The sequence below is a fragment of the Rothia sp. HMSC062H08 genome (genome assembly GCF_001810775.1).
Taxonomy (GTDB): Bacteria; Actinomycetota; Actinomycetes; order Actinomycetales; family Micrococcaceae; genus Rothia.
The window spans coordinates 91,022-110,818 of record NZ_KV802677.1 but is presented as its reverse complement, the minus strand read 5'-3'; the positions used below and the strand labels follow the sequence as shown (position 1 = coordinate 110,818).

Sequence of the window (19,797 nt, the reverse complement as noted above, 5' to 3'; positions counted from 1 at the left end):
ATCGGTGAATGTCTACCGCAAAAGCTAACGGGTTACCGGCTAAAGGCTGCTGGCTACCGGGTTACCACTGAATCTCAAGCAGGGCAGTGTTCAGGCCAGAACCCACACCCATGCACAGAATACGGTCGCCTTCCGTGTAGGTCGGCGCGCACTCGGCGAGAGTCATCGGCAGAGCCGCCGCAGCCACATTGCCCCACTTCGGGAAGGTCAAGGGGATGCGCTCACGCTCAATACCGACCGCCTCAATAATGGCGTTCGTGTGGGCGTTAGAAATCTGATGGGTCACGTAGGAGGTCATGTCGTTCCACTCCCAGCCGTCCTGATGCGCCTGCTCCCACGCCTGCGCCACCAGCTCCAGGCCGTGCTTGAGCAGGCCCTCGGCGTCAGTGTTCATGCCCTGATCCGCCTCGCCACCGATGCACAGGTTACGGTGCTCAGTGCCCGCGCGGGACACCGAACCGACGATGCGGTGGCCCTCCGGGTGGCGGTCAGCGCGACCAATCACAGCCGCCGCCGCACCCGAACCGAGGGTCAGGGTCGCAAACTGAGCCAGCACATCCTCGCGGGTCGAATCGGGGTTATTCAGGATGCGCACCGCGGTACGGTGCCACGGGGAGGGGTCCTCACCAGCGACAATCAGGGCGTAGTCGATAGCACCCGCATCAATCATGGTGGAGGCGACAGTCATCGCGTTCACAAAGCCCAGGCATGCGTTCGTAATATCGAAGTTCAGGGCGTGACGCGGCAGGTCCAGGCGGTCGTGCACACCCACCGAAACGGCGGGCTCAAAGTTATCGCGAGTCACCGAAGCGTTAATCAGCAGGCCAATCTGGGAGCGGTCAATACCCGCCTGTTCGATAGCCTTCTCGGCTGCGGCAACAACGCCGTCCTCGAAGGTCTGGTCCTCAGCCCAGCCGCGGCGAGTGCTAATACCGGCTAGACGCTCCAGCAGGCCCTTCGGCATACGCAGACGCTGATAGGTTTGGGCCAGCTGCTCATCGAAGTAGTCGCTCGCGACGACCTCCGGAGGCAGCTCATGGGTAATAGACAGCAGAGCTGCATTAGCGTGGCGAATGTCAGAGTTCGTGCCGACCTTATCGGCGGATGAATTCATCAATGGTGTGGCCCTTGAAAATAGAAGTCAGTGGGATACATAGAAAAACGCGGGGATGCGAACAGCGGCCCCGCAGAATTCGTGATGCTCATTCCAATCTACCGCACCGACCGGGCGAACCCGTATCCGTAGACCCAATATGAACGCGCCCGTTCACCCCGCGCGTAAGATGATGCACAATGAGGAACTTTGAACCCCCTTTCACCCCGTGCACGTTCACGCCGCCCGCCCGCCGCACCGCGTACACTAGAGGGATGCCGCCACGCACCACAGAACGTGCCCGGCACACACCAGTTCTTCTGCAGAAAGGCCCCTTGTGCACCTGATGTCGCTGACCCTGCGCGGGTTCAAGTCTTTCGCCTCCGCCACCACTTTTGAGTTCACCCCCGGCATTAATGCGGTGGTCGGCCCCAACGGCTCCGGCAAGTCCAATGTGCTGGATGCGCTCGCCTGGGTCATGGGTGAGCAGGGCGCTAAGAGCCTGCGCGGCGGCAGCATGAAGGACGTCATCTTCGCGGGCTCCGGTGAAGCAGGTTCGGGCGACGGTGCCCAGCGTGCACCCCTGGGTCGTGCCAAGGTCACCCTGACTTTCGATAATTCTGACGGCACCCTCAGCATTCCCGCTGATCGGGTGCAGATTTCGCGCACCATGTTCCGCTCCGGCGGCAGCGAGTACGAGATTAACGGCTCCCCGGCGCGCCTATCCGATATTCAGGACCTGCTCTCGGAGGCGGGTCTGGGCCAGCAGATGCACGTGCTCGTCGGCCAGGGACAGCTGGATGCGGTCCTGCACGCCACCGCGCAGCAGCGCCGCGACATGATCGAGCAGGCGGCGGGCGTGGTCAAGTACCGCCGCCGCCAGGAGAAGACCAGCCGCAAGCTGGAATCTGTGGCATCGAACGTTACCCGCCTGAGTGACCTGGTTGCCGAGCTGGATTCGCAGCTGCAGCCGCTGAGCGAGCAGGCAGAATCCGCCGCGACCGCGCGCCAGCTGCAGACGCGCATTCGTCAGCTGGAGGCGGTGCTTTTGGCTCGTCAGCTGGGTGTTCTGCAGGCTGAGCAGGCGCAGGCACTCGCCTCCGAGGCGGAAGGTACCCGCCGCGCCGAAACCCTGAAAGAACAGCTGGAGGCGGCGCGCGCCGCGTCCGCGAAGCATCAGCAGGAGCAGAACCGCCTGAACGCGGAGGTCACCGCCTGTCAGAAGGCCGTGTCGACCCTGCGTGAGTCCGCTGCGCGCGTGCGCACCGTGCAGTCCATCGCCGCCGAGCGCGTGCGCACCTACCGCGTGGAGCTGACCGAGGCGACCGCCGCCGCCCGCGCCGGATACGAACGCGCCCTGGAACTGCTGGAGGAGCGCCGCGAAGAGGCAGAGCGCGCGGTGGAAAGCTACGCCAGCTTTGAGGAGCGCTACGATGCGGCGCTGAAGAACGTTGAGAAGGCGGCGTCCGAGGTGGCTCAGACTGAGCGCGCCTCGGGTGAGGCGGCGCAGTCTCGTGCCCGCGCGCAGGCCCGACTGGATGCCGCCCGCGCCGCCGCGGTGGAGGCGACCCGCGCCTACGCGGCGGCGGCTGAACGTGCCGCAACTCTGCGTGAGGCGCTGGGCCAGAGCCTGGGCGAAGCACCCGCCGAACTGGACGCTGAATCTGCTGAGGCGGTGTTCGACCCCGAGACCGGCGAGCTCATGGATCCTTCGAACGAGGGCGCGAGCCTGCTACGCGTGCTGGATGCCGTGCAGATTGACCCCGAGTACGCGCGTGCGGCGTCTGCTGCGCTGACCTCGCTGGCGACCGCGGCGTTGAGCGTGCCGGTTGAGGGCGCCGAGGTGTCGCAGCTGCGCGGTGATAAGGGGGACGAAAGCAGCGAATCTGCCGCGAAGGAACTTTCAACAGAACTGCCCGAAACCACCCTGCCCGAATCCTGCGCCGCCGAGCTGCGCGAGCTGGGTATCCGCCCCGCAACCGAGATGATTGAACCGCTCAGCGAGGATGCCGCCGCGCTCGCCGGCATCGACGAGCACGCCCTGGCACGCGTCACCGCGGCGCTGGGTGAGCGCCTGGCGGGTGTGCTGTTCGCGCCGGATGCCGCCTCCGCAGAGCAGGCCCTGCACCTGCTCGCAGAGAATAACCTCGCAGGTCAGCGCACTATGTGGCGTATTTTTGACCCCGCAGGCGCCGAGCACACCCGCTACAGCCTGCTCTACCCGGCTGAGGGTGCCAGCCCCCTGGAACTTGCCGCCGCATACCGCGCTGCCTCCCAGGTCGTGACCCGCACCCGCGCCGAACTGGACGAAGCCGAACAGGCCGTTCAGCGGGCTCAGACCGCGGCAGAGGCAGCGGTTGAAGCAGAACGCGAGGCTGCGAAGGCGGCGGGCGCGGCGAGCGCCGAGCATGCCCGCGCCCGCGCCCAGGCGGAGTCCCTGGAAGCCTCCGCGCAGAACATTCAGAATGAGCGCGCCCGCCTGAACGAGCGCCTCACCGCCGCGGAGGAATCCGTAGCCGAAGCGCGCACCGCCTACGAGTCGGCGCGCACCCGCGAGGATTCCTACCTGGCGGGCACGGGGGAGCAGGCTCCCGCGGCGACCATTGAGCGCCGCGCCCACCGACTGGGTGAGGTGCTTGCCGAGCAGGTGAGTGAGCGTGAACAGCAGCTGCACGAGCTGAGCGGCTCCCTGAAGAACGCCCAGGAGGGCCTGACCAGCACAAATGATGAGGTGCAGGATTTGCAGGCGGCGCACGCGGCGGCGCTGACCCTGCTGGCGCGCACGCAGACGGAGGCGGCACGCGTGCAGGAGCGCGTGCAGGCGCTGGCTGAGCGTGCCCGCCTGGTGACCGGTTTGACCCTGGAGCAGCTGGAGGAGGAGTATTCCGAGCAGCTGCCGGTTGACGTGCCCGCAGATGAGGCTTCCGAAAACGCCGCTTCCGAGAATGCTGCTACCGAAGCCTCCACCGAGAGCGTCCGCGCTCGCCTCAAGGCAACCCGCGCCGAACTGGAGGCGCTGGGCGCCATTAACCCCCTGGCGCTGGAGGAGTACGAGGCGCTGTCCGAACGCCACGCCTACCTGAACCAGCAGATTGAGGATTTGAAGGCGACCCGCCGCGACCTGAACACGGTCATGGACGAGGTCAGCAGCCACATTGCGGAGGTGTTCACCGCCGCGATGGAGGACATTAACACCCACTACCGCCGCATCTTTGAGACCCTGTTCCCGGGAGGCGAGGGCCACCTTGAGCTGGACGACCCGTCCGATCCGCTGAATTCGGGTGTGGAGATTCACGCACGCCCGGCAGGTAAGAAGGTTAAGCGCCTGTCGTTGCTATCTGGCGGTGAGCGTTCGCTTGCTTCGCTGGCGCTGTTGATTGCGATTTATATGTCTCGCCCGTCGCCGTTCTACGCCCTCGATGAGGTTGAGGCGGCGCTGGATGACCGCAACCTCTCGCGCCTGCTGCAGGTGATTGGTGAGTTGGGGGAGCGTTCGCAGCTGATTGTGGTGACGCATCAGAAGCGCACGATGCAGATTGCGGAGACCCTGTACGGGGTGTCGATGCGCGGTGGTGTGTCGACGGTGCTTTCTCAGCAGATGGAGGAGTTGCGCGAGCTGCTGTAGCCCGCCGCGCTTGCCAGACCCTGCCCGACCCGGCCAGACCCAGCCGAGCGCCCCTGCCTCGCCGCTTCTTCCCAGCGTTTAAACCTTCCCATGCGAGCCGCCCATACCCGCGAGCACACCCACCCCGGCGAACGTCACATGTCCTAGGAATGGTCATGTGCACCCCGGGGTACAGGTCACCGCCTGTACCCGGGTACTATAGGGGGATATGTGCGAACACCGCCCACCTATTCGCGGTTGGCGTGGTGTTTCGCTGTGATCAGGCCTGATGCCCCGCCCTACCCGCGGCGCGCATCCGGCGGCAACCATCCAGGGAAGGAATAGTGATGAGCGAGAACCTGGCAGATGCTTTCCTCAACGGCGAGTCGTTGAAGAATGCCCCCGGCCCCTATTTTGGTGAGTACGGCGGGCGGTGGATGCCCGAGTCACTGATTGCCGCCATGGATGAGCTGGAGGCAACCTTTAACGAGGCGAAGAACGACCCCGAGTTCATTGCTGAGTTCCAGCGTCTTTCTGCTGAGTATTCGAACCGTCCGTCGTTGCTGACTGAGGTTCCGAAGTTCTCTGAGCATGCTGGTGCGCGTGTGTTCCTCAAGCGTGAGGACCTGAACCACACGGGTAGCCACAAGATTAATAACGTGATTGGCCAGGCTCTGCTGGCTAAGCGTATGGGTAAGACCCGTCTGATTGCTGAGACCGGTGCGGGTCAGCACGGTGTTGCGACTGCGACTGCGGCTGCGCTGTTTGGCATGGAGTGCGTGGTCTACATGGGTGAGGAAGACACTGAGCGTCAGTCGCTGAACGTGGCTCGTATGCAGCTGCTGGGCGCGAAGGTGATTGCGGTTCAGAACGGTTCCCGCACCCTCAAGGACGCCATTAATGAGGCGCTGCGCGACTGGGTTTCGAACGTTGAGAACACCCACTACCTGCTGGGTACCGCTGCGGGTGCGCACCCGTTCCCGGCGATGGTGCGTTTCTTCCACGACGCTATCGGTGAGGAGGCGCGCGAGCAGATTCTTGCTGAGACTGGCCGCCTGCCCGATGGTATTGCTGCCTGCGTGGGTGGCGGTTCGAACGCGATTGGTCTGTTCCACGCGTTCTTGGACGATTCTTCGGTTGAGATTTACGGTTTTGAGGCTGGCGGTGACGGCGTGGAGACCGGCCGTCACGCGGCGACCATTACTCTGGGCCGCCCGGGCATGCTGCACGGCGCGATGACCTACCTGATGCAGGATGAGGACGGCCAGACCATTGAGTCCCATTCGATTTCTGCTGGTCTGGATTACCCGGGTGTGGGTCCTGAGCACTCCTACCTGTCCGATATTGGTCGCGTGACCTATGAGCCGGTGACTGACACCGAGGCGATGGACGCTCTGCGTCTGCTCTGCCGCACCGAGGGTATTATCCCGGCGATTGAGTCCTCGCACGCTCTGGCGGGCGCGTTGCGCGTGTGCCAGCGTTGGGCTGCTGAGGATCCGGAAGCGGCACGCGAGAAGACCATGATTGTCTGCCTGTCGGGCCGCGGCGATAAGGACATGGAGACCGCTCTGAAGTGGTTCGGTCTGGGTAAGGCGATTCCGTCCTCGACCCTGATGACCGGTAATAAGGAAGCTGCCGCATCCGCTGCACAGAACGCACAGGCTGAAAGTGAGGCTAAGTAATGAGCTACCAGGACGCTATTTCTCAGGCGGCACCTTTTACGGTGCTGGATGGTTCTTTCCCCGCTCCGAATGCGCAGTCGCCTCTGGCGGCTCGTCTGGCTGAGTGCGAGAAGCAGGGCCGTGCGGCGCTGATTGGCTACCTGCCGGTGGGCTTCCCGACCCTGGACGAGTCGATTGACGCGGCGATTGCTCTGGGCAATAACGGCGCGGACATTATTGAGCTGGGCGTGCCTTATTCTGATCCGGTCATGGATGGCCCGGTGATTCAGAAGGCTACCGGCGTGGCGCTGGAGAACGGTTTCAAGCTTCCTCAGCTGTTTGAGGCGGTCCGCCGCATTACCGAGGCGACCGACGCGGTGGTTGTCGTGATGACGTACTGGAACCCGGTTCTGGCGTACGGTGTGAAGAATTTTGCGCGTGATTTGGCGGCTGCCGGCGGTGCGGGCATGATTACCCCGGACCTGGTGCCTGATGAGGCGTCGTCGTGGTTTGAAGCTTCTGATGAGTACGGTCTGGACCGTATTTTCTTGGCTGCTCTGTCTTCTTCGCCGGAGCGTCTGGCGACTATTGCGAAGGCGTCGAGCGGCTTCGTGTACGCCGTGTCGGTGATGGGCGTGACCGGTGCCCGCACCTCCGTGTCGGAGGCGGCTCGCACCCTGGTTGCGGACATTAAGGCTGCCGGTGCGCCTCGTGCGTGCGTGGGTCTGGGCGTTTCGACTCGTGCCCACGTTGAGGAGATTGGCGAGTATGCGGACGGCGTGATTGTCGGTACTGCGCTAGTGAAGGCTTTGGCTTCTGGCGGTGTTGAGGCGGTGGCTAAGCTGACCCGTGAGCTGGCGGGGCGTGAAGGCTAATGTCTGATGTGCTGTCGCTGGCGAGCGTGCCGGTAGCTAACGTGCTGGCTTCGATTCCCTCTCCGAGCGTTTCGTACCTGCAGCTGGGCCCGTTCCGTGTGCATTTCTATGCCCTGTGTATTCTTGCGGGTATGGCGGTGTGCTTGTGGCTGGGTTCTCGCCGTTGGAAGGCGGCGGGTGGTACCCCTGAGCGCGTTTTTGACGTGGCGATGTGGGCTATTCCGGCGGGCATTATTGGTGCCCGCGCCTACCATGTGCTGATTACTGACCCGGGTAGCTATTTCGGTCCGAATGTTGCTGATCCGTGGGCTTTCCTGAAGATTTGGGAGGGCGGCATCGGCATTATGGGTGCCGTGTCGGTCGGTGCGTTGGGCGCCTGGTATGGTTGCCGCCGCTACGGCATGAATTTCCCGGCTTTTGCGGATGCGGTAGCGCCGGGTATTCTGCTGGCTCAGGCGTTTGGCCGCTGGGGTAACTGGTTCAACCAGGAGCTGTTCGGTAAGCCGACGACTCTGCCGTGGGGCTTGGAGATTAGCGCGTCGAGCGGTAATTTCCCGACCCAGTATCCGGCGGGCACGCTGTTCCATCCGACGTTCCTGTACGAGTCGCTGTGGAACCTGCTGGGTGTGGCGTTGCTGCTGTGGCTGGGCAAGAAGGGCGTGCTGAAGCTGGGTCAGACCCTGTGGCTGTATGTGTTCTACTACGGTGTGGGTCGCCTCTTCATTGAGATGTTCTTGCGTATTGATACCTCGGAGATGCTCTGGGGCGTTCGTATTCACGTGTGGACTGCTCTGCTGCTGGTTCTGCTGGGTGCTGTTGGTTTTGTGGTGGCTGGCCGTCGTGCTGCGGCGAAGGCTACTGCGGGTATTGAGCCTGCACCTGCAGAGTTCGCTCCGAAGCCTGCCGCAGATGAGTCTGCAGAGGACGCTGAGGAGAAAGCAACTGAGAAGGCATCCAAGAAGGCAGAGTCTGCCGAGGATTCTGACACTTCTGACTCTTCTGAGTCTTCGACGAAGGGCTCCTAGCTCCATCTAAATTTCATAGAAAAACCGCCGGATGGGGGAGTGCCCCCGTCCGGCGGTTTTTATGCCCGCTATTTGTGCTTGCTGTCTGCTTCTTGCTGGTGGATGTTCTCATGGTGGCATATGCCGGGGCCCTGTACGGATTTGGGCTGTTGAGAAGGCATAATAGAGGTATTGCGTGTGGCGGGCACCCGCGTAAGGGGCATGAGGCTCCGCGTAAGGAGTATGAGGCTCTTTGAGTGCCCGTCGCGTCTGCGTTTAGAAACACCCACTCAACGTACAGGATTTTTATCGTGAGCTCTTCTGCCGGCGATTCTTCGCGCCCCGTTTCTCCTTCTTCTCGTCCGGGTCTGACCCGTCGTCGTCTTGTGGCTGGTGCGGCGTGGGCTGCCCCGGTTGTTGTGGCGTCGTCGGTGATTCCGGCGTATGCGGCTTCTGATGAGGAAGGCGAGTGCACCGGACCTTACGAGGATTCGACGATGATCACTGCCGGTGACGGCGTAAAGAAGGTTGCCGTGCTGACGGTTCCTGCGGGCGCTAAGCGTATGCGTTTTACCGCTGTGGGCGGTGCCGGCGGCACGAACTACACTGTGGCTGATGCCGGTTCCGGTGCCATGGTGGAGGGTTCTATGGCTGTGCGCGGCGGCCAGACTATTACTCTGACTGCCGGTTCGGGTGGTATCGGTAATGGTGAGCTGAAGCCCGCTGAGGGCGGCGACGGCTACGGTGTGGGCGGCTCCTCGAAGGCTTCTTCGCCGGTTCCCGCGAATGTTGTTTCTGCGATTAATGCTTTGACCCGCATTTCTGGCGGTGTGACCGGTCGCGGCGGCATGAGCGCTGTGCTGTATTCGGCGTCCGGCGGTGGTTCGTCCGCTATTGAGGTGGATGGCGTGCCGATGATTGTTGCCGGCGGCGGCGGCGGTGCCGGTGTGCTGGCGTCGTATGCGACGGTTCTGCCGAATCCCGCGAATGCGGGTGCTGTGCGCCCGACCGCGCACTATTCGCTTGATAGCTCCGGCGGCGAGCACCAGTTCAGCACCGGTGGTGGCGCTGGTTCGGGTGACGGCGACGGTTCGCCCGGTTTTGTTGGTTTCACCTCGTATGAGGCGCAGTCTGAGCCGATTCTGACGGTGAACCCGGGTTCGGGTGCCGCCGGTGGTGTGGGCGGTGCTGGCGGTGAGAAGCTGAACCCGCCGACTGTTGATGGTTCGGTGATTGGTTTTTCGAGCACCTCCACCCAGAAGCTGGTGAGCACTGCGACTGCCGGTGCGGCGGGTGCGAGCGGTTTCCGTGCGAAGGGTGCCGATGGTGTGGCGAGCTATTCGTACCAGTGGGATCAGACCCCGGAGGGTACCGATAACCGCCCGTCGAATGCTGGCGAGCTGTTTAACGGCTACCAGTCGGTGGTTTCTGGAGGCGGTGGCGCCGGTTATGGCGGCGGCGGTTCCGGTGCTGCGTTGAGCGTTTCGGCTCGTGTGGTGTCGCAGAAGTGGAATAATGATTCGGCTCGTGCCCGCTATGCGGTGGGTTCGGTGCAGCTGGCTGGCGGTGGCGCTGGCGGCGGTACGTTCATGGATTCTACGGTGCGCATCATGGATCTGGGTTGGGCATTGAACGCTCCGAATGGTCCGGGTGAGCGCGGTGCCGGCTATATTGAGGTTGCTTTCTGCTTCTAGGCTGCCGCGCAGAGCTACTGAGATCCGTTAGGAATCGTATAGGTGCAGATTGAACCCTTTCTTTAGGGTGGTATGCGCCTCAAACTTAATATTTAAATTTTTTCTGAATGCCTCCCAAGCTACTGGTTTGGGAGGCATTCTCATCTTCTGTGTTGCTTCGTCATAGCGTCATATCAACCTTTGGCGGTTTAGCGCATTGGTCGGAATAGACCTTATCGAAAGCTCATCCTTGCTCGCGTGCTGACCCCTAAATAACCCCTCTGTCATATTCGGGGATAGTCCTTTAGATTGGCGGCTCATCATTTTACGGTGGAAATGTAAAGAATACGCGCGCCCGCCCCGCTAGGTATAGGGTCCGAGCGCGGCAACCAATGACTAAGGAGTTTTAGGTCATGTGCAAGGAAACCATGAAGGCTGTTGTTGTTCCTGAGAAGGTTGACGGTTCGGTTGTTGTCCGTGAGGTTCCCGTTCCTGCTGTCGGTCACGGTCAGGCGCTCGTGAAGATTGAGTACTCGGGTGTGTGCCACACTGACCTGCACGTGGCTTCCGGTGACTTCGGTGAGGTTCCGGGTCGTATTCTGGGCCACGAGGGCATCGGTCGTGTCGTCAAGGTTGGCGAGGGCGTTGAGTCCCTGAAGGAAGGCGACCGCGTGTCGGTGGCTTGGTTCTTCGAGGGCTGCGGTCACTGTGAGTACTGCACCTCGGGTCGTGAGACCCTGTGCCGTTCGGTGAAGAACGCAGGCTACTCGGTTGACGGCGGCATGAGCGAGTACACCCTGGTGACCGCTGACTACGCGGTGAAGGTGCCCGAGGGTCTGGACCCGGCACAGGCTAGCTCCATTACCTGCGCTGGTGTGACCACTTACAAGGCAATCAAGGAGTCGCTGGTTCGCCCGGGTCAGTGGCTGGTTGCTTACGGTGCTGGCGGTCTGGGTAACCTGGCTGTTCAGTACGCTAAGAAGGTTTTCGGCGCGAAGGTTATCGCCGTTGACATCAACGATGACAAGCTGGCTCTGGCTCGTGAGACCGGTGCTGACCATGTCATCAACGGTCGTGAGGTTGAGGATGTTCCGGCTCGTATTCGCGAGCTGACCGGCGGTGGCGCTCACGCTGCCGTGGTGACCGCAGTGTCGAAGGTTGCGTTCAACCAGGCTGTTGAGTCGGTACGCGCGGGCGGTTCCGTGGTGGCTGTTGGTCTGCCCTCGGAGATGATGGAGCTGTCCATTGTGAAGATTATTCTGGACGGCATCCGCGTGGTGGGCTCCCTGGTGGGTACCCGTCAGGATCTGGCGGAGGCATTCCAGTTCGGTGCTGACGGCATCGTGGTTCCGGTGGTTCAGCTGCGTGAGGTTGACGAGGCACCGGCTGTCTTCGAGGAAATGGCGGCGGGTAAGATTACCGGCCGTATGGTTCTGGACTTCGCTAGCCTCTAAGCTGGCGGATGGGTCGAGGCGCCCGGCGGGGCTTTAAGGTCTCACTCGGCTGAGGTCCTGCCGGTAGCTTCGATGGTTATAGCGCCTAAGGCGCATCCCGTGTGGCGGGGGAGTAGGGGTACTCTTTCTGCTGTGCATACGACGCGGGGTGCGCCTTAGTGTTTTTAATGCGGTGTTGCAGAGTTGCCGAGTTTTTGAGAGCCGTTATCGTCAGCGCCCTGAAACCTCTGTGAGTGCAATGCACCTAAACGTAATATATGTGGGAATTTATTTTGAAATATCCGGTGGATTATCTCAAAATTCGCACTAAACTAACGCAATAGTATGCTTTGTTTGACATCTAAAGACCTCAAAGTGCATATTTGTATTGTAAACATTCAACCACTGGTTGAAGCGTAATATTTGCCGAAGAGATAGGTTTCGCGCGCGCCTGCACCTACTCTATATGTAACGGGATATGACGCGTGAAGGTTTCGGCCCTCCTAGATATCGATTCCTTCTTACGGAACGCCATACCCGGGTGAATTTCAGCATCTTCGTACCGTGCCGTTATTCACCGTTGAGTCCTTACTTCCGGTCAGGCGCCCCTCTAGACACCTTCGGGGTGAGGTCTCACCAACGATTAGTGTGGGCCCCACGGACATGGTCAATGGGGACTATGTCCGCCACACTAATCCGGGGCTTTTAGGACATTGCATGACTTCGTGGCGACTCTTACCGCCACGGCTAAATTTACCTGCCGGCACGGGTAACATAGCCGGGTTCTCTACTCACTCGGTAACCCACCCGCTGCAGAACGCATCTTGATTTTTGTGTTGTTCAGAAGATGCGCCCTGTGGCAAAAGAACGAGGGGCACCTCTGTCAGGTGCCCCTCGTTTTTATATGCGCGTTTTATGGTTGAGCAGTTGCCGCGTTATGAGTAGATGCCACGCTGCGCGGTCCAGCGGATTGTGCCGCGCTCAAAGTCCATGTAGTACACGCCGTTCACGTAGGACTCGTCGCCGCGTGCCGCACCGTAGCGGGCGGTGTTCTTCTCCCAGTGCTTGAAGATTGCGCCGTTACCGTTGGTCTCGTAGGCACCGTACGCATCCGACCAGAGCAGTACCTTGCCGGAGGCGAATCGCACCTGCGCACCCGTGGAGGTGACGGTCTCGTCGGTCACCGGGGCGCCCCAGGTGCCGCGGTGCTGCAGGAAGCGGTGGTAGAACGCGCCGCCGGTGTGCAGGCGGTGGGTGCCGGTCTGCGCGGACCACACATAGGTGGTGCTGCCGGTGAATTCCTGCTTGATGATGCCGTTGCCCAGGTTCTGCTCGTCGGTGGTGGGTGCACCCTTCATGCCAGCTGCGCGCCAGGTCGCGTAGATAGCGCCGCGCTCGTTGATGATGTGGGTGCCGTACGCGTTGGACCAGTAGCCACCCTCACCGTTGGCGAAGGAGACCGCGATGGTGTCGGAGCGGGTTTCCTCGTTGGTGGTCAGACCGCGGAATCGTGCAATATCAGAGCGGAACTTCTGGTCCAGGCCGCCGTTGGTGACCAGCCAGTGCGAGCCGTGGGCGTTCGTCCAGTAGATGGTCTTGCCGTTGGTGAACTTCTGTGCGTACACACCGTTGCCGAGGTAGTATTCGGTGCCGATCGGGTTGCCGTAGAAGGAGCGGTTGCGGTTCCAGTAGTCGCCGATGCCGGTGCGAATGTCAATGGAACCGGTCGCAGTGGTCACCACGTTCGAATCCTGAGCGGCGCGATCTTCTGCCGCGCGCTCCTCAACTGCGCGGTCCTGGCCGTTCGACCAGTTGCGGTGCACAGCCTTCGGGTTCTTCGCCAGAACCTTCAGATCGTTCACGGTGCCGGGGAAGAAGTTCGAATCACCCACGAACGGGCCCGAATCGGTGAACTGCCAAATGTCGTAGCCGCTCCAACCCGCCGGAATTGCACCGACCACGGTTGAGTAGCTCGCCAGGTGCAGTGGCAGAGCGCCGAACTGCTGCGAACCCACGCACTGCGACCACCAGGAGGTTGCGGTGTACACCATCGGGGCGCGACCGGTCAGCGAACGGTAAGTGTCCACGAAGTCGCGGGTCCAGGCGGTCAGCTGCGCCGGGGTCATGTTGAAGCAGGTGTTGCCGTAGGCGGGGTAGGGGTTGAACTCGATGTCCAGCAGGCCGGGCAGGGTCTGGCCGTCGGCAGTCCACGCGCCACCATTCTGCACGAAGTAGCGTGCCTGATCGGCACCCGAGGAGGTGCGGGGGTTTGCGAAGTGGTAGGCGCCGCGCACCATGCCGACCTGCGCCGAGCCGTTGTACTGCTGACCGAAGTAGGGGTTGGTGTAGTAGGTGCCCTCGGTTGCCTTCACGTAGGCGAAGCGGGAACCTGCGGCGTAGGCGCTCGCCCAGTCCACGTTCTGCTGGTGCGAGGAGACGTCCATACCGAGGGTGCCGCCGGAGGGGGTCCATGCGGAGCGGCCCTGTGCCAGTGCCTGACCGGCTGCCGGAGCTCGACCAGCTCCCAGACCCTGCGCGGAGCTCTGGGTCGCGGAAATACCGCTCAGAGTTGCGGTAGAAGCGGGGGAGGTGGCGCCGGTTCGCGCGTTGGCGGTGCCCAGGCGTTCGCGCTCGCCCGCACCCATGGCGGGGTTGGAGCGTTCGACCAGGGATGCATCCGGGGCGGGGGCGTAGGTGAGCTCCTCGTAGGAGGCATTGGGGTTGACCTCTGCGGCTGCGCTCGCGTTGGGGGCGGCGAATGCGGCGGGAACGGAGGTGAGGGATGCGGCGACCAGGGAGAGCGCACCTGCGGACGCCATGATGGAGCGGGCTGCCGCGGAGCGTGCGGCAGTCTGGAGTTTCTTCATAGATTTTGCCTGTGTTTGAGAGGTGGATGTGTCGATGTGGCCCTGTGTGGGGGCTTCTGACACGAGTGAATATGTGGGGTAGTTGAAGTGATGTGTGTGTCGGCTGCCGGGTATGTCATGCGGCTGACACAGCTAACAGCGTACGGTACCTGCACCGATGTGCGCAATGATTTGGGGTGTCATTCTGGCGGCATATCTTTCGCAGAGTGCACAGTAACCTAGAATCTTTGGGGTGCCTGTTTTACTTTGTGGCTTGTTGGTGCATTTATTGGCTCAAGTTTTTGGGACAAAATTTTAGGCACGCGACACGCCGAGGCGTTGCGAATTTCACTCTGTGGACTGCTGTATTGGGGCGTCGCTGTGTCGGTTCGTTGTTCAGGGTGGGCCGCAGCATCTAGAGCTACGTTGCCGGGATGCAGTCGGGTGCTGATGCGCCGGGCGGTGCCTCTTGCGACTTTTGAGTCGGCTTTTGGGCATAAGGAAAGGGGTGGGCCGCACACACAAAGACCCACCCCTCATGTTCCGGGTACTGTATTTGGCGCGGCCTCGCACCGGCACCCGGAGTTTCATGGTCGATGCAGGAGAGATGAAGAGTCATCGACCACGTATATGGTGCCTGTTGGCACGTTTTTCTCGGCTCTTCCCGCCCGCTCTTTCAGGTTCTGGTGTCCGGCTGAAAGATCGGGAGGGAAGAGGCGAAAGTTTATTTTTCCTCGAATTTTTTAAAATTTCGAGGGCTTAGAGGAACTTGGCGATGTCCTCGACCAGCGGCTTGAGGGTCTCGCGATCGATGTACTCAGCCTTGCCGGTCTTGTAGCATTCGAGCATCTGCTGAATACCTTCGTTCGGGTGCGGGTTCGCCATGAGCCATGCGCGCACCGGGCCCTTCAGGGCGGTCTTGTGAGCCAGCGAAATCTTGTCGAAGTCGATGCCGCCACGCAGGTGGTAGACGGGGCGACCTTCGGTCAGTTCGGGGGTGTAGCTCTTGGCGACAGCCTTGTCCAGCAGCTTCTTGGAGTATTCACCGGTGAAGGAGACGGTAAAGAACGCGGTGCGGTTCTTCTTGGGCGCAATGATCGGCAGAATCTTCTTGCGAAGTGCCGGTGCGCCGTTGAGGAATCCACCGTAGTCGCTGCCGGCAATGACGAAAGCGTCGAATGCCTCAGCCTGCTCGGGGGTGACCTTGGAGGCGGGGACAGTCTCAACCTCGGGGGCCTGCGGGAGTGCACGCAGATCTTCTGCCAGCCAGGTGGCGTACTGTTCGGTGTAGCCGTAGGTGGAGCCGAAGATAATCAGCACGCGAGTAGTCATCTGTGAACCTTCCAGATATATTTCGCATTTCAAATACTAATTATGGGTTCCAATATAGGCTAGGCGCGCGAAAATGTGAAATCGCCCAGCTTTTGGATACCCTATCTATCTTCTCATAGCCCACTCAGAGTGTCTCTATGTTTTTGAAATATGCTCGAATGTTCTCGAACGAGACTAAATATTGTGCAGTGAAGGCTAGATATGGGTAAAAAGTACCCTAATTTACTTTCCGGGGGAGACGGGGGTGGTGGGGGTGAAAATCGACTTTCTGTGGCGTGTTCGATGGGGAAGAGGTGATGTTCAAAATGCGACGTGAAACACAATTTCTTCGGTGGAAAGAGTTGGGAGAAACATACCCAAGAGGGCGCAAAACCCCTATAATTGAGAAAGAGTCCCACGCATCCGGCATGTGGTTACCTGTTAGAACGCGTGGGAATAATTGGGAATTTGACGTTAGTCTTCCCCGGAAAATCAGTGTGAGCCCTCAGGGGTCACATGAAACAACACACAAAGGTTAGGTACATGAGGCGCGCAAAAATCGTTGCAACCATCGGTCCGGCAATCGAGTCCCCCGAGAAGATCTCCGAGGCAATCAAGGCTGGCCTGAACGTCGCCCGTCTGAACATGAGCCACGGTGACCACGCCGAGCACCAGGCACGCTACGACACCATCCGTGACCAGTCTGCAAAGCTCGGTAAGGACGTTGCTATCCTCGCCGACCTGCAGGGCCCCAAGATTCGCCTCGAGCGTTTCGCAAACGGCAAGGAATACCTTGAGCCCGGCGCAGACTTCACCATCACCTCCGAAGACGTTGAAGGTACCGCAGAAATCTGTGGCACCACCTACAAGGGCCTGCCCGGCGACGTAAAGCTCGGCGACAAGCTCCTGCTCGACGATGGCAAGATTCGCCTCGAAGCTATTGAGGTAACTCCCACCCGCGTTCGCACCCGCGTGGTTGTCGGGGGCCCCATCTCCAACAACAAGGGCATCAACCTGCCCGGCGCAGCAGTCTCCCTGCCCGCGCTGACCGAGAAGGACGCAAACGACCTGCGCTTCGCACTGAAGATGGGTGCAGACATCATTGCACTCTCCTTCGTCCGTACCGGCGCAGACGTTGACCCCGTCCACAAGATCATGGACGAAGAGGGTATCCGCGTACCCGTCATCGCCAAGATCGAGAAGCCCCAGGCTGTTGAGAACCTGCAGGACATCATCGACAAGTTCGACGGCATCATGGTCGCTCGTGGTGACCTCGGTGTTGAGCTGCCCTTCTCCGAGGTTCCCCTCGTCCAGAAGAAGGCAATCGACATGGCACGCCGCTGGGCAAAGCCCGTCATCGTGGCAACCCAGGTGCTCGAGTCCATGACCGACAACCCCGTCCCCACCCGTGCAGAGGTTTCTGACTGTGCTAACGCAATCCTCGACGGCGCAGACGCAGTGATGCTCTCCGGTGAGACCTCGGTCGGTAAGTACCCGATCCTGACCCTGCAGGCTATGGCTGCAATCGTCAAGGACACCGAAAAGGGCGGCCTGTACCGCGTGCCCGAGCTGGATCGCAAGCCCCGCACCCGCGGTGGCGCAATTACCCGCGCAGCAGTGAACATCGCTGACCAGCTGGACGCAAAGCTCATCGTAACCTTCACCCAGTCCGGTGACTCCGCACGTCGTCTGGCACGTCTGCGTCCCGAGACCCCGATTGTCGCGTTCACCACCAGCTCGAAGGTTCGCTCCTTCCTGTCCATGCTGTGGGGCGTTGAGGCTGAGCAGGTTGAGATGATTACCGATCAGGAAGGTCTGTTCCACTTCGTGGACGAGTACCTGCTGAAGAACGGTCTGGCAGAAGCTGGCGACCTGGTCGTCGTTGCTGCCGGTGCTCCCGCAGGCCGCGCAGGTACCACCAACATGGTTCAGGTACACCGCGTCTACGGTGCTGAGGGCGAGCGTGAGGCTCTGCGTCCTTACGAGGAGAACGAGGTCAAGCGCTAAGCCGCTCACCAATCTTTTTCGATGCGTAGCTGAGGGTAATTCTCAGCCTGTACGCTCGGTATGTAGAACCGCCGCCCGGTCGTGAACTCTCACGGCCGGGCGGCGGTTTCTTGTGTCTTTATCTTTATTGCGTCTTTATTGTTGCCGCATCTGATGCGCGGGTGGGCCGGGTGGGCGTAGGGTAGATACGCAAAAGCGGCGGGAAAGCTTGAAGCTTTCCCGCCGCTTTTGCGTTGGTGCCCGAGGTGGGACTCGAACCCACACTCCGAAGAACCTGATTTTGAGTCAGGCGCGTCTGCCAATTCCGCCACTCGGGCGTATCACGCATTTGTACGTAACACCTTTAGAATTCTAACCCAGGCTGTCTAGAAAATCTAATCTATCTGACGTGTTGAGCAGGCTGAGGCGGGGTGCGGAGCATCTGCTGAGGGTTTCTGTCGCGCGTCTATGAGGGGGTAAGTCTGGTACCTGCCGCGCATTTGCTGAGGGGTGCGGGAGGGGATGTTGAGTGTAAATCCTGAGCGTAAATCCTGAGCTCAGGGTGAACCGGCGCCACTTATCCACAGGTGGAGGCGGGGGAGAAAGCGCGCATCCTGTATCCTTAAAGACTGACTAACCATCCCCGTTCGCCTTCGCGGCTGGGGGCCACCTCAACGTTAAGAAAGTGATCACGGATCGTGTTCAATTCTCTCTCCGACCGCTTGACGGCAACTTTTAAGAACCTGCGCGGCAAGGGCCGCCTCTCCGAGGCAGACATTGATGCAACCGTACGCGAAATCCGCCGCGCCCTGCTCGACGCTGACGTCGCCGTCCCCGTGGTCCGCGAATTTACCGCCCACGTGAAGGAACGCGCTCTCGGTGCGGAGGTTTCCGAGGCGCTGAACCCCTCCCAGCAGATCGTCAAGATTGTGAACGAGGAGCTGGTGAGCATCCTCGGCGGTTCGACCCGCCGCATCAACATGGCGAAGAGCGGCCCGACCATCATCATGCTGGCGGGTCTGCAGGGTGCCGGTAAGACCACCCTGGCGGGCAAGCTGGCTCACTGGCTGAAGGGCCAGGGCCACACCCCGATGCTGATTGCATCCGACTTGCAGCGCCCCAATGCGGTGACCCAGCTGAAGGTCGTTGGTGAGCGTGCGGGCGTGCCCGTGTACGCGCCGCACCCCGGTGTGACCAGCGAGTTTGACGTACCCACCGGCGACCCCGTGCAGGTGGCACGTGACGGTGTGGCTGAGGCGCGCGCTAAGCTACACGACGTGGTCATCGTCGATACCGCGGGTCGTCTGGGTGTTGACGCTGAGCTGATGCAGCAGGCACGTAACATCCGTGACGCTATTGAGCCGCACGAAGTTCTGTTCGTCATCGACGCGATGATCGGTCAGGACGCCGTGAACACCGCTAACGCCTTCAACGAGGGCGTGGACTTCACCGGTGTGGTCCTGTCCAAGCTGGATGGTGACGCCCGCGGTGGTGCGGCACTGTCGGTGGCTTCGGTGACCGGCAAGCCGATTATGTTCGCGTCCACCGGTGAGAACGTCACTGACTTTGAGCAGTTCCACCCGGACCGTATGGCAAGCCGCATCCTGGACATGGGTGACATCCTGACCCTGATTGAGCAGGCTGAAGCTCAGTGGGATAAGGCTGAAGCCGACCGCATGGCGAAGAAGTTCATCGATCAGGAAGACTTCACTTTTGAGGACTTCCTGGCTCAGATGCAGCAGATTCGTAAGCTCGGTTCCATGAAGAAGCTGCTCATGATGATGCCCGGTGCGGCTCAGATGCGCCAGCAGCTTGAGGCTTTTGACGAGCGCGAGATTGACCGCGTGGAGGCGATTGTTCGCTCCATGACCCCGCACGAGCGTGTGGCTCCGCGCATCATTAACGGTTCTCGCCGTGCCCGTATCGCTAAGGGTGCGGGTGTGACCGTGTCTGAGGTGAACCAGCTGATGGAGCGTTTCGCTCAGGCTCAGAAGATGATGAAGAAGCTCGCTTCGGGCAAGATGCCCGGCATGCCCGGCGGTATGCAGATGCCCGGTATGGCGGCTGCGGCGGGTGGCGCTCGTAAGAACGCGAAGAACAACAAGAAGAAGAAGGCTCGCTCCGGCAACCCGCAGAAGCGTGCGGCGCAGGAGGCGGCAGCAGCTAAGGCGCAGCAGGCTCGCGCCGGTGCTGCGTTTGGTCAGCAGGCTCAGAACCAGGAGATGGATCTGTCCAGCATGAACCTGCCGAAGGGCTTCGAGAAGTTCCTGCAGTAAGAGCAAATATGAGCCCCGCGAGGGGTGGTACGGGT

At 61.0% G+C, this 19,797-nt stretch carries 11 protein-coding genes and 1 tRNA gene; 8 read left to right on the top strand and 4 right to left on the bottom strand.

Features of this window, described 5'->3' with window-relative positions; genetic code table 11:
* Positions 1-61: 61 nt before the first annotated feature.
* On the bottom strand, positions 62-1,114 hold the full coding sequence (locus HMPREF2765_RS08755; RefSeq protein WP_070605408.1) for a 3-oxoacyl-ACP synthase III: 1,053 nt from the start codon (positions 1,112-1,114) through the stop codon (positions 62-64).
* A gap of 325 nt (positions 1,115-1,439) precedes the next feature.
* Here HMPREF2765_RS08755 and HMPREF2765_RS08750 point away from each other — a divergent pair, with 325 nt between their 5' ends.
* From HMPREF2765_RS08750 to adhP, 6 genes are all read left to right on the top strand, one after another.
* Positions 1,440-4,718, top strand: a complete 3,279-nt coding sequence (locus HMPREF2765_RS08750; RefSeq protein ID WP_083303642.1) for a chromosome segregation SMC family protein — start codon at positions 1,440-1,442, stop codon at positions 4,716-4,718.
* A 326-nt stretch (positions 4,719-5,044) separates the two neighbouring features.
* Positions 5,045-6,379: a tryptophan synthase subunit beta gene (gene trpB / locus HMPREF2765_RS08745; RefSeq protein ID WP_049327776.1), complete on the top strand. Its 1,335-nt coding sequence runs from the start codon at positions 5,045-5,047 to the stop codon at positions 6,377-6,379.
* A complete protein-coding gene (gene trpA / locus HMPREF2765_RS08740) occupies positions 6,379-7,233 on the top strand; it encodes a tryptophan synthase subunit alpha (protein WP_012903349.1) in 855 nt (284 codons plus the stop codon). The genes trpB and trpA overlap by 1 nt, the downstream gene beginning before the upstream one ends.
* Positions 7,233-8,258: a prolipoprotein diacylglyceryl transferase gene (lgt, locus tag HMPREF2765_RS08735; RefSeq protein ID WP_070605401.1), complete on the top strand. Its 1,026-nt coding sequence runs from the start codon at positions 7,233-7,235 to the stop codon at positions 8,256-8,258. Before trpA ends, lgt begins: the two co-directional genes overlap by 1 nt.
* Before the next feature lie 290 nt (positions 8,259-8,548).
* Positions 8,549-9,931 carry a phosphoenolpyruvate synthase gene (locus tag HMPREF2765_RS08730; protein WP_070605398.1) on the top strand — a complete coding sequence of 461 codons (1,383 nt, stop codon included), beginning with the start codon at positions 8,549-8,551 and terminating at the stop codon, positions 9,929-9,931.
* A 392-nt stretch (positions 9,932-10,323) separates the two neighbouring features.
* Positions 10,324-11,364 (top strand): alcohol dehydrogenase AdhP, encoded by a 1,041-nt coding sequence (adhP, locus tag HMPREF2765_RS08725; protein ID WP_012903352.1) that lies wholly within the window; start codon positions 10,324-10,326, stop codon positions 11,362-11,364.
* A 914-nt stretch (positions 11,365-12,278) separates the two neighbouring features.
* Here the strand turns inward: adhP and HMPREF2765_RS08720 are convergent.
* A complete protein-coding gene (locus tag HMPREF2765_RS08720) occupies positions 12,279-14,210 on the bottom strand; it encodes a GH25 family lysozyme (protein ID WP_070605395.1) in 1,932 nt (643 codons plus the stop codon).
* Between the two features lie 738 nt (positions 14,211-14,948).
* The gene (locus HMPREF2765_RS08715) at positions 14,949-15,521 is read right to left on the bottom strand and encodes a flavodoxin domain-containing protein (protein WP_049327782.1); all 573 of its coding nucleotides are present in this window, start codon (positions 15,519-15,521) and stop codon (positions 14,949-14,951) included.
* A gap of 522 nt (positions 15,522-16,043) precedes the next feature.
* Here HMPREF2765_RS08715 and pyk point away from each other — a divergent pair.
* The gene (pyk, locus tag HMPREF2765_RS08710; protein WP_049363045.1) at positions 16,044-17,507 is read left to right on the top strand and encodes a pyruvate kinase; all 1,464 of its coding nucleotides are present in this window, start codon (positions 16,044-16,046) and stop codon (positions 17,505-17,507) included.
* Positions 17,508-17,741: 234 nt separating this feature from the next.
* Here pyk and HMPREF2765_RS08705 read toward each other — a convergent pair.
* Positions 17,742-17,824 (bottom strand) — tRNA-Leu (locus HMPREF2765_RS08705).
* A 360-nt stretch (positions 17,825-18,184) separates the two neighbouring features.
* Here HMPREF2765_RS08705 and ffh point away from each other — a divergent pair.
* Positions 18,185-19,762 (top strand): signal recognition particle protein, encoded by a 1,578-nt coding sequence (gene ffh / locus HMPREF2765_RS08700; RefSeq protein WP_005505683.1) that lies wholly within the window; start codon positions 18,185-18,187, stop codon positions 19,760-19,762.
* Positions 19,763-19,797 lie beyond the last annotated feature (35 nt).

Coding starts and splice junctions, on each gene's coding strand:
- HMPREF2765_RS08755 (WP_070605408.1), bottom strand. CDS start 1,114: ATGAATTCATCCGCCGATAAGGTCGGCACGAACTCTGACATTCGCCAC.
- HMPREF2765_RS08750 (WP_083303642.1), top strand. CDS start 1,440: ATGTCGCTGACCCTGCGCGGGTTCAAGTCTTTCGCCTCCGCCACCACT.
- trpB (WP_049327776.1), top strand. CDS start 5,045: ATGAGCGAGAACCTGGCAGATGCTTTCCTCAACGGCGAGTCGTTGAAG.
- trpA (WP_012903349.1), top strand. CDS start 6,379: ATGAGCTACCAGGACGCTATTTCTCAGGCGGCACCTTTTACGGTGCTG.
- lgt (WP_070605401.1), top strand. CDS start 7,233: ATGTCTGATGTGCTGTCGCTGGCGAGCGTGCCGGTAGCTAACGTGCTG.
- adhP (WP_012903352.1), top strand. CDS start 10,324: ATGTGCAAGGAAACCATGAAGGCTGTTGTTGTTCCTGAGAAGGTTGAC.
- HMPREF2765_RS08720 (WP_070605395.1), bottom strand. CDS start 14,210: ATGAAGAAACTCCAGACTGCCGCACGCTCCGCGGCAGCCCGCTCCATC.
- HMPREF2765_RS08715 (WP_049327782.1), bottom strand. CDS start 15,521: ATGACTACTCGCGTGCTGATTATCTTCGGCTCCACCTACGGCTACACC.
- pyk (WP_049363045.1), top strand. CDS start 16,044: ATGAGGCGCGCAAAAATCGTTGCAACCATCGGTCCGGCAATCGAGTCC.